Here is a 9,698-nt window from a genome sequence, read left to right on the forward strand (position 1 = left end):
TCCGCGGACGAGGCATCGACAGCCTCCCCAGCATCCGCACCACCACCGACCAAACCGAGACCTAGACTGCCCACAACCGCTCACTTTTCAAGCGCCGGAACCGACCAGCTTTGGAGCGCCGTCGACAAGCAGCAAGACAGTCGCCTCGGCACCGGCGAGGTGCCGATAGAAGCGTTGCCTCACTTCGAACAACATCGACCCCAGCGATTGCGGACTCTGCCGTCGGCGGGGTGCTGTGTCGAGTCCTTCCTCTTGCCGCACCTCACCAACGATGAGCCCGATCCACCCGCATCCGCAGTGCCTCTTTCAGGAGGCGTCACAGGCTAATCTCACCCCGTTCCCTCGAGGTTGGCCTGGCGCGTTCGCATCGACACCAGCCGGAGGAGTGCGCGCTGGATGCCCTGCCGTCAGAGGTTTTCGCGTTGGACCCGCTGACTTGGGAACTGGTGCTCCGGTTGGGTCAGGCCGACTTGGCTGATGCCGGCCGGGACGACTCGCGAACTCAATACGATCCGGTTCGAGGGGAAGCTCGTCGCGACACGGGGATCGTCAGGGTCGCCACGCACTGCCTCATTAGCGGGGCTAGTAGCCCTCGTCTTGGATCGTTGGATGCCTCGTGGGCGCCGCAGAATCACTGGGTAGCTGTGACTAGACCGGAGGATGCAGCCATGCAGGCAACGCTGCCGATGCCGCCGAAGATGAGGGACGGGCACACCCGCTCGGCCCGAGACTACTTCACCTCGATTTGTGGAGCGCGATCGTGACCCCACTTGGAGGCCGGAGATTCAATCCTCCAGTTTCGCTCCAGTCCCACAGGAAAACTGACGAATGACCGGACCCCGAAAACAACATATAGCGCTAAACGAGCTAGGAGACACCAGATGTTGTAAGAAATTGGTGGAGCTGAGGGGTTCGAACCCCTGACCCCCACACTGCCAGTACGAGTTTGGGCCATTTTGAAGATCCCAGAAATCGGCTTTCAAGTGCATCTAGGCCTTGTATTTGCTGGGCTTCATGCGTTGGTTGGCGATGACTGAACCCGCTACTGTTGGACGTCTTGCGGACCTTCTGCGGACTTTCTGCGGACTAACCGCGGTCCACTCACCCCTTAGCCTGGTCATCGAAGGATGCGTTCCATCTTCGCATCGCGGGGTCCCACTGGGCCTGCGTGACCTGACCGGTCAGTGCACCATCAGCGAAGGCGATGACCGGTCCGAGCACATCGAGAAACGACGACGGCAACCGATCGTCAAGCTGTTGCTTACGACGCCAGACAAGCCATCGAGCCTGCGCCAGTGCGGCGTATCCGTCGAGCGCGTCCGCGAGTGGTGACAGTTCCACCTGGCGGTAGGCAGCGACTTCGGCGAGTGCGCGCTGAACATCGACGCCATTGACCGGCTGCCGGCCGGTCAGGGTGTAAAGGTCGGCGAAATCTCGCCATCGAGTGTTGATTGTGCCGCGTTGCAGCGCGGTGACGATCTTCTCCGCGTAGACCATCGGCAGTGGATACCCGACCAAGCTGATCGTCCCGCCAAGCAGCCGCGGGAGATCCACGGTGCGTGGCGCTGGCCAGATCGGGTCGCCGATATTGACATCGACGTGCAGGCTGAGCTTTGCGCTGGCCAAGGTCGCTGTCAGGTTTACCCGCACTCCGCTGTATTCATCCTCATCGCGAATAATCTCCGCCGTAGCAGAGTCGGCGTCGAAGACGAGCCCATCATCCATAGCGACAGCAACGATGCTGCGGACGAGATCGAGCACAGCGTCACGTTCACCCGTCAGCGTGCGGGCTTGCATGTCGACGTCACGGGTCGGACGGCGTCCGTCGTATGCGGCAAGCAGCATGCCGCCCTTGAGCACCAACTGCTCAGCATGCGGGGATCCAGCGAGCCGTGCGAGGAAGCCTTCGAGGGCGTAGAGCTGGTGAAGTTCATCGGTTGGACGATGCTGACCATGAGCCAGGCTCCGCAAATCGAGGTAGGCCCGGCCCTCGACGGTGGCGCGGGTGGGTCGCCGGCCAGCGGCGGTCACAGCAGGATCTCCAGCGTCGAACGTAGCGCGGGCTCGGCCTTCGGAAATGCCCGTGCCATCTTCAGCAGCATCGCCGGGTGTGCTCCCCTTCGGCGCAGCCACCGGCGCAACGCCTCGACCGCGACCTCGGGACCTTCGAGATGACGCAGTCGGAATGCGTCGATGATGCACCGCTCTGGGCTGTACAAGCCGATCGCAGAGGCCGCGGTCAACGTCAACTCGTCGCGGCCGATCGTGAACGTATCGGTGGCGAAGGTGTGCCAGGTGACCGGCGCCTGGGTGTGCGGGTGGCGGGCACCGCGCGGCAAAGCGACGTCGATACTCGACGGGATCGCATCCGTGAGCCCGTGGCGAGCCAACGCGGTCGTGAGGCACAGCGTCGCCTGGGGGGCGCGATGGGCGATCTCGATCAAGTCTGAATCCGCGGCGCCCGACGTGTCCGCCCGCTGGTACAAGCCGCGCCCGAGTTGCTCGATAACGCCAGCATCCCGCAACGCGTACAGTCGCCGTTCCGAGAGCCCCCCCGCCCGCGCCTCGGTGTACGAGAACGTCGCCGGCAGGTCAGCGGGGATGACTCCTGCTGACAGCGCATCTAGCCTTGCCATGCAGGCAATCGTATACATACCAACATCATGTGTCTACACTTTCCTTCGGTACCGGGTCATCGGCTCATACGAAGAAGGAGGGCGGCATGCCGAGATTCAATGTCTGGTGAGTCAGCTGCGCACGCTCGATGTGGTCGTCCAGGCGGAGACCGCACGTGACGCTGAGGCGCAAGTGCGGGCACAGCTCAGGCACTCGCCTCACACCCAAGCCTGGCTTGATTCGGCAACGGTCATGCGATCCCAAGCGCTGCGCCCCGTCGGGATATCGCCACGTTCCCACCGACCCAGCAGCTCCTCAATATGACCGACGCCGGTAAGTACCTCAGCATTAGCCGCACCAAGGTCTACGAGCTGATCAACTCCGGCGCCTTGGAGTCGGTCACGATCGGCAGATCACGCCGAGTCAGCGTCGCGCAGCTTCAACGCTTCCTCAAGTCCCAAAGCTGACTCTCGTTGGCTCGACTTCGGTCGGACGGAACGGAGACCAAACCGAGCTCTAACGCGTCTGCGGATTCATCGAGCGCGAGCCCAGCGCATCCGTGGGCTGTCCGGTGACGGGCTCAAGTGTCTACCTAGCCAGAAACACAGCTAGGCACGCTCGTGCAGACTTTTGCGGACTAGACGGCTGTTGATCTTGCTTTCCTGACAACCGTTCCGGCCGGTGGCCCAGCAAATTTGGGCCCTACGATGGGTGGGCGCTGAGGGATTCGAACCCCCGACCGCTCGGGTGTAAACCGAGTGCTCTACCGCTGAGCTAAGCGCCCCGTCCCCGCAGCCAGGCACAAGCCGGGCCACGGGAAAGCGACCGAGCCGGCAGACCGCCCGACCGCAACCGTCCAAGGGTACCGGCACCGCTCACAGCCGGCCGAAGTAACCTCGAAGGGTGCTGGCGACGCTGCGATCCCCCCGCTACCTGGGCCTGTTCGCGAGCATGATCGTGCTGGCACTGGGGTGCTCGCTGGCCGGCACCTGGCAGATCTTCCGGTACCAAGAGAAGCACTCCGCCAATCACCACCTGCGCGTCGACGACCGCGACCATCCGCAGGACGTCACCGCCGTCCTGGGCACCGCCAGCAAGCCGACCTCGAACGGCCACCTGCAGCAGTTCCGGCACGTCACCGCCACCGGCACCTACCTAGCTGCCGACCAGACCCTGCTGCGCGGCCAGACCATCAACGACGACATCGGCTACGTCGTCCTGACGCCCCTTCAGACGAAGTCCGGGGTGCTGCTGGTGGCCCGGGGCTTCGTCAAGCAGACAGCCGCCGCCGCGACCTCCCCCACGGTCCCGGCGGCGCCGACGGGCACCGTCACGGTCACCGCCCGGCTGGAACCATCCGACGTCAAGCCGGACCGGTTCGGCACCCTGCCGGGCAGCCAGGTGGACACCGTCGACCCGTCTCGGCAGGCACGCCACATCGGTGCCCCGGTCTGGAACGCCTACGCCGAATTGCTGGACAACCAGCCGGGCACCACCGGGCTGACTGTAATCCCGAACCCCGACCTGTCGAACCCGGCCGGTGGCGCGGAGGAACCGCAGCACCTTGCCTACATCTTCCAGTGGTACCTGTTCGCGCTGCTGGCCCTGGCGGCGCCATTCATCATGGCCGCGGCTGAGAACCGCCGGGAAGACGACGACGAGAGCGCCCCTGCCCACGACCCCAGCGACACGCCCGTCAGAAGCGCCCGGAGCAGCCGCAAGACCTCACTCGATGACCGGCTGGCCGGCAAGATCTGAGGCCCGCGCCAGCCGGCAAGATCGGCGCCGGCAAGATCGGAGCCGGCAAGATCGGAGCCGGCAAGATCGGAGCCCCAGCGCTAGCTGGCAACCCCGGTCGTCAGCTCCGCGATCGCGTCCAGCCAGCGCTGCGGATCCCGGCCCACGCCGATCTCGTTGACCTCGGCGAAGCGGATGACACCGTCCTTGTCGACCAGAAAGGTTCCGCGGTTAGCCACGCCCGCGTCGGAGTTGAAGACGCCGTACGCCTGGGCAACCTGGCCGTGCGGCCAGAAGTCGGCGAGCAGCGGGAAGTTCAGGTGGTCTCGCTGCGCGAAAATCTTGTGCGCGAATGAGGAGTCGATGCTGAGGGACAGCACCTGCACGGCGTCATTGGAGAACTGGTCGATCTTCTCCCGCAGCTGCGCCAGCTCACCGGTGCAGATATTGGTGAACGCCCACGGGTAGAAGACCAGGAGCACCGCCTTGGAGCCACGGAACGACGAGAGCGTGTGGACCTCGTTGTTCTGGTCCTTCAGCGAGAAGTCGGGGGCCTCGGTGCCGACCTCGAGCCCGGTGAGCCCCGGAACCTCGGTCATCGACGCTCACCCTTGCCCCGCTCGGCGCCGGCCTTGGCGCGCCTGCTGACCAGCCGGGCGCCCGTCCAGTCGGCGGCCAGCGGCAGCAGCGACGTCTGGGACAGCCCAGCCGTCGGCGCGGCCTCAGAGATATCGGAGGGTTCGACGTAGCCGTCGCGCCCGCGCTTGGGCGTCAGCAGCCACACCACACCGTTGTCGGCCAGCGGAGCGATCGCATCCACCAGGGTGTCCACCAGATCGCCGTCGTCCTCTCGGAACCACAGCAGGACCACGTCTACAACGTCGTCCGAGTCCTCGTCGACCATGTCGTCGTCGAGGCGGCTTTCGATCGCGTCGCGCAGATCGTGGTCGACATCGTCGTCGTAGCCCAACTCCTGCACGACCATTCCGTGCTCGATGCCGAGACGGTCTACCAAAGCGGTCGTATTTTCCCCGGTTCCGGGGGTGGTGCTCACTGCCAGCCTCCGATGGGTGTGAAAGAGATGAGGCGCTTCCTCACCGCAGGTCACCGTGCTCAGGTAGATAACCACACTCCGGCGACGATGCAAGCGCGCGGGTCTACTGACCGGTAAACATCTGTTGTCACCGGGAAGTCCGCGAAGGAGGACACTAGTGGCGTGACTCGTGATCGCTACAGCATCATTACTGACGGATTGCCGAGCCAGCTGCCCGATATCGATCCCGGCGAGACCCGCGAATGGATCGAATCGTTCGACGCTGCGGTAGACCATGACGGGCGCCAGCGCGCCCGGTTCCTGCTCCTGAAATTGCTGGAGCGGGCGCGGGAACGCCAGGTCGGCGTCCCCGCGCTGCGCAGCACCGACTACATCAACTCGATCCCGCCCGAGCGTGAGCCGTGGTTCCCGGGCGACGAGGACATTGAGCGCCGGATCCGCGCCTACATCCGATGGAACGCCGCGATCATGGTCAGCCGGGCCAACAAGCACCTCGGGGTCGGGGGGCACATCGCCACCTACGCCTCCGCCGCGTCGCTGTACGAGGTGGGCTTCAACCACTTCTTCCGCGGCAAGGACCTGGCCAGCGGCACGGGTGACCAGGTGTACTTCCAGGGCCACGCGGCGCCGGGCATCTACGCCCGCGCCTTCCTGGAGGGCCGGCTCACTCAAGCGCAACTGGACGGCTTCCGGCAGGAGAAGTCCAAGGCACCCAACGGGCTGTCCTCCTACCCCCATCCCCGGTTGATGCCCGACTTCTGGGAATTTCCCACCGTCTCGATGGGCCTCGGTCCGATCGGCGCGATCTACCAGGCCCGCTTCAATCGCTACCTGCAGGCGCGCGGCATCGCCGACACGTCCCAGTCCCACGTCTGGGCCTTCCTCGGCGACGGCGAGATGGACGAAGTCGAGTCGCTCGGCGCGATCGGAGTGGCCGCGCGCGAGGAGCTCGACAACCTCACCTTCGTGATCAACTGCAACCTGCAGCGCCTGGACGGCCCGGTCCGCGGTAACGGCAAGATCATCCAGGAGCTGGAGTCCTACTTCCGGGGCGCCGGCTGGAACGTCATCAAGGTGATCTGGGGCCGCGACTGGGACCCGCTGCTCGCCCAGGACCGCGACGGCGTGCTGGTGAACAAGATGAACACCACGCCTGACGGGCAGTTCCAGACGTACACGGTCGAGTCCGGGGCCTACATCCGCGACAACTTCTTCGGCGGCGACCCGCGACTGCGCAAGATGGTCGAGGACCTTCCTGATGAGGAGTTGCGACGACTCAGCCGCGGCGGCCACGACTACCGCAAGGTGTACGCGGCCTTTGCCTCTGCCCGCGCGCACGTCGGCCAGCCGACGGTCATCCTGGCCCACACCATCAAGGGCTGGACGCTGGAGAGCTTCGAGGGCCGCAACGCCACGCACCAGATGAAGAAGCTGAACAAGGCCGACCTCAAGGCCTTCCGGGACCGGCTGCACCTGCCGATCACCGACGAGGCGCTTGAGGCGGACCTGCCGCCGTACTTCCACCCCGGCGAGAAGTCCGACGAGATCAGTTACATGAAGGAGCGCCGCGAGGCCCTCGGCGGCTCGATTCCCAAGCGGATCAACCGCGCGAAGCCGCTGGTCCTGCCCGACTCCAGCACGAGCGCGTACGCCGACCTCAAGAAGGGCTCCGGCAAGCAGCAGATCGCCACCACCCAGGTCATGGTCCGGCTGTTCAAGGACCTCATGCGCGACAAGGAGATCGGCAAGCGATTCGTGCCGATCATTCCGGACGAGGCCCGTACCTTCGGCCTGGACGCGATCTTCCCGACGGCGAAGATCTACTCCCCGCACGGCCAGGAGTACGACGCGGTCGACCGCGACATGCTGCTGTCCTACAAGGAGTCGACGCAGGGCCAGATCCTGCACGAGGGCATCAGCGAAGCGGGTTCGACGGCCTCCCTGATCGCCGCCGGTACCGCGTACTCGACGCACGGCGAGCCGATGATCCCGTTCTACATCTTCTACTCGATGTTCGGGTTCCAGCGGACCGGCGACCAGTTCTGGCAGTTCGCCGACCAGCTCGGCCGGGGCTTCGTCCTCGGCGCGACGGCCGGCCGGACCACGCTGACCGGTGAGGGTCTGCAGCACGCCGACGGTCACTCGCTGCTGATCGCCTCGACGAACCCGGCCGTGGTGGCCTACGACCCGGCGTACGCGTACGAGATCGCGCACATCGTCGAGTCGGGCCTGAGCCGGATGTACGGTGCCACGGACGAGCACCCGCACGGCGAGAACGTGTTCTTCTACTTCACCATCTACAACGAGCCGATCTCGCAGCCTGCCGAGCCGGCGAACGTCGACGCCGAGGGCATCCTGCGGGGTATCCACAAGGTGTCCTCGGCTCTCGGTGACACGGGACGGCCGCGTGCCCAGGTGCTCGCGTCCGGTGTCGGGGTGCCGTGGGCACTGCGTGCCCAGGAACTCCTCCGCCAGGACTGGGGCGTGGACGTCGATGTGTGGTCGGTGACCTCGTGGAACGAGCTTCGCCGGGACGCGCTCGCCGCCGACGAGCACAACTTCCTCAATCCTGACGCCGAGCCCGCCACCCCGTACGTGACCTCGAAGCTTGCCGGCGCGGCGGGGCCGTTCATCGCCGTGTCGGACTATATGCGCGCGGTGCCGGATCAGATCGCGCAGTGGGTGCCCGGCGAGTGGAGTTCGCTGGGTGCCGACGGCTTCGGTTTCGCCGACACCCGTGGCGCGGCTCGCCGGTTCTTCCACATCGACGCCGAGTCCGTCGTGGTCAGCGTCCTCGCGCAGCTGGCCAAGCGTGGCGAGGTGAAGCCGGACGCGCCGCGTGAGGCGCTGGAGAAGTACAAGTTGCTCGACGTCGCCGCGGCGGATGCCGGTTCCACGGACGGCGCCGCCTGAGCGACGGGTCAGCTACCACGGCGAACCCGGGCTCCAGCCATCTGCGGCTGGAGCCCGGTTCCCGTTCGTACGCTGGCTGGCTCGCTGAGGTGGGTGACCGTGCCTGCGCGCTGGGCCTCGGGCGACCGGTTGATGAAGAAGACGGCGTAGCCGTGGCTGTTGCGTACGTGGCCAGCTGGCGCATTCGGGAGGTCCCTTCGTCACTCCCCACCGACCCCGGCGTCGGAATCCCGCTCCGAACAGAAGCGCCTAGTAGCGGGCGCCTACGACCTGCTCGCCGAGCCGGTTCAGCTCGGACAGGTCCTCGTCGGTGAGCCGTACGTCCAGCGCCGCGACGTTCTGCTCCAGCCACTTGATCCGCTTGGTGCCGGGGATCGGTACCAGCGGAACTCCCAGCCGGTCGGCCTGTGCGTACACCCAGGCCAGCGCCACCTGGGACGCGGTCACACCCCGCCGCTCGGCCACCTGCTGCACCGCCCGCACGATCGCCTGGTTGGCCTCGCCGGCCTCGCCCTTGAACCGTGGGTTGGCGCCGCGGAAGTCCTTGTCGTCCAGCTTGGTGAGATCGACCGTGCCGGTGAGGAACCCGCGCCCGAGCGGCGAGTACGGAACGAGCCCGACGCCCAGCTCAGCCATCGCCGGCGTGAGCGCCTCGGCGTCTCTGGTCCACAGCGAGTACTCACTCTGCACCGCGGTGATCGGATGCACGGCGTACGCCCGGCGCAGCAGCGACTCGTCCACCTCGGACAATCCCAGGTAGCGGACCTTGCCCTCGGCGACCAGCTCGGCCATCGCGCCGACCGTCTCTTCGATCTCGGCGGTCTGCGGCGGCCGGTGCAGGTAATAGAGGTCGATGGTGTCGACACCCAAACGCAGCAGGGACGACTCGCACGAGCGCTTGACATAGCCTGCCTCGCCGCGGATCTTGCGGGCGTCGTCCCCGCCGGAGCGGTCGATTCCGAACTTGGTCGCCAGCTGGACCTGGTCGCGACGGTCGTGCAGCGCCCGCCCGACAAGTACCTCGTTATGGCCGGCGCCGTACACGTCGGCGGTGTCGATGAACGTGACGCCGAGCTCGATCGCCCGGTGAATCGTCGCGATCGAGGTGTCCCAGTCGCCCGCGCCGTACCACTCACTCATGCCCATGCAACCCAGGCCCTGGCGGGAAACCTCGAGCTCGCCCAGTCGAATCCTGTCCATGAAAACCCCGTTCTGCTGGTAATCGCCGATTGTTCTTCGGCTTACCCCAGGCTAGATGAGTGAGTCCGTTTGGCGTTTAGTGGTCGTAGGCGATCAGTGAGCGTTTGACTGGGGCGTCGGTTTTCCAGTTGTGCCAGATCGCGGCGGCCATGGCGAGTAGTCGGGCGGCGACGCGGGT

General features: G+C 65.8%; 8 protein-coding genes, 1 tRNA gene and 1 pseudogene. 3 read left to right on the top strand and 7 right to left on the bottom strand.

Annotation, left to right across the window (positions count from 1 at the left end; genetic code table 11):
* Positions 1–1,101: 1,101 nt before the first annotated feature.
* Together RM423_RS23340 and RM423_RS23345 are read right to left on the bottom strand one after the other, a co-directional pair.
* A complete protein-coding gene (locus RM423_RS23340; protein ID WP_311425446.1) occupies positions 1,102–2,133 on the bottom strand; it encodes a nucleotidyl transferase AbiEii/AbiGii toxin family protein in 1,032 nt (343 codons plus the stop codon).
* Positions 2,028–2,636, bottom strand: a complete 609-nt coding sequence (locus tag RM423_RS23345; protein WP_311425447.1) for a type IV toxin-antitoxin system AbiEi family antitoxin domain-containing protein — start codon at positions 2,634–2,636, stop codon at positions 2,028–2,030. The genes RM423_RS23340 and RM423_RS23345 overlap by 106 nt, the downstream gene beginning before the upstream one ends.
* 300 nt (positions 2,637–2,936) lie before the next feature.
* Here RM423_RS23345 and RM423_RS23350 point away from each other — a divergent pair, with 300 nt between their 5' ends.
* Positions 2,937–3,083, top strand: coding sequence for a helix-turn-helix domain-containing protein (locus RM423_RS23350; protein ID WP_311425448.1), 147 nt, complete (start codon positions 2,937–2,939; stop codon positions 3,081–3,083).
* A 245-nt stretch (positions 3,084–3,328) separates the two neighbouring features.
* On the opposite strand, the gene RM423_RS23355 is transcribed toward RM423_RS23350, so the two are convergent.
* Positions 3,329–3,400 (bottom strand) — tRNA-Val (locus RM423_RS23355).
* A gap of 119 nt (positions 3,401–3,519) precedes the next feature.
* Between RM423_RS23355 and RM423_RS23360 the strand changes: the two genes are divergently transcribed.
* Positions 3,520–4,374, top strand: coding sequence for an SURF1 family protein (locus RM423_RS23360; RefSeq protein ID WP_311425449.1), 855 nt, complete (start codon positions 3,520–3,522; stop codon positions 4,372–4,374).
* A gap of 80 nt (positions 4,375–4,454) precedes the next feature.
* On the opposite strand, the gene RM423_RS23365 is transcribed toward RM423_RS23360, so the two are convergent.
* Together RM423_RS23365 and RM423_RS23370 are read right to left on the bottom strand one after the other, a co-directional pair.
* Entirely contained in the window at positions 4,455–4,952 is a 498-nt protein-coding gene (locus RM423_RS23365; RefSeq protein ID WP_311425450.1) for a peroxiredoxin, read from the bottom strand.
* Positions 4,949–5,407, bottom strand: a complete 459-nt coding sequence (locus RM423_RS23370; protein WP_311425451.1) for a DUF3052 domain-containing protein — start codon at positions 5,405–5,407, stop codon at positions 4,949–4,951. The genes RM423_RS23365 and RM423_RS23370 overlap by 4 nt, the downstream gene beginning before the upstream one ends.
* A 162-nt stretch (positions 5,408–5,569) precedes the next feature.
* Here RM423_RS23370 and aceE point away from each other — a divergent pair, with 162 nt between their 5' ends.
* A complete protein-coding gene (aceE, locus tag RM423_RS23375) occupies positions 5,570–8,320 on the top strand; it encodes a pyruvate dehydrogenase (acetyl-transferring), homodimeric type (RefSeq protein ID WP_396327843.1) in 2,751 nt (916 codons plus the stop codon).
* Between the two features lie 249 nt (positions 8,321–8,569).
* Here the strand turns inward: aceE and RM423_RS23380 are convergent, their stop codons facing one another.
* Positions 8,570–9,520 (bottom strand): aldo/keto reductase, encoded by a 951-nt coding sequence (locus RM423_RS23380; protein ID WP_311425452.1) that lies wholly within the window; start codon positions 9,518–9,520, stop codon positions 8,570–8,572.
* Between the two features lie 76 nt (positions 9,521–9,596).
* Positions 9,597–9,698, bottom strand: a pseudogene (locus tag RM423_RS23385) (IS982 family transposase); the annotation flags it as partial.

The organism is Jatrophihabitans lederbergiae, from assembly GCF_031845305.1.
Classification (GTDB): domain Bacteria; phylum Actinomycetota; class Actinomycetes; order Mycobacteriales; family Jatrophihabitantaceae; genus Jatrophihabitans_A; species Jatrophihabitans_A lederbergiae.

What these genes read in the sequence shown, in the direction of transcription:
- RM423_RS23350 (WP_311425448.1), top strand. Translation starts at nt 2,937, where the DNA reads ATGACCGACGCCGGTAAGTACCTCAGCATTAGCCGCACCAAGGTCTAC.
- RM423_RS23345 (WP_311425447.1), bottom strand. Translation starts at nt 2,636, where the DNA reads ATGGCAAGGCTAGATGCGCTGTCAGCAGGAGTCATCCCCGCTGACCTG.
- RM423_RS23380 (WP_311425452.1), bottom strand. Translation starts at nt 9,520, where the DNA reads ATGGACAGGATTCGACTGGGCGAGCTCGAGGTTTCCCGCCAGGGCCTG.
- RM423_RS23365 (WP_311425450.1), bottom strand. Translation starts at nt 4,952, where the DNA reads ATGACCGAGGTTCCGGGGCTCACCGGGCTCGAGGTCGGCACCGAGGCC.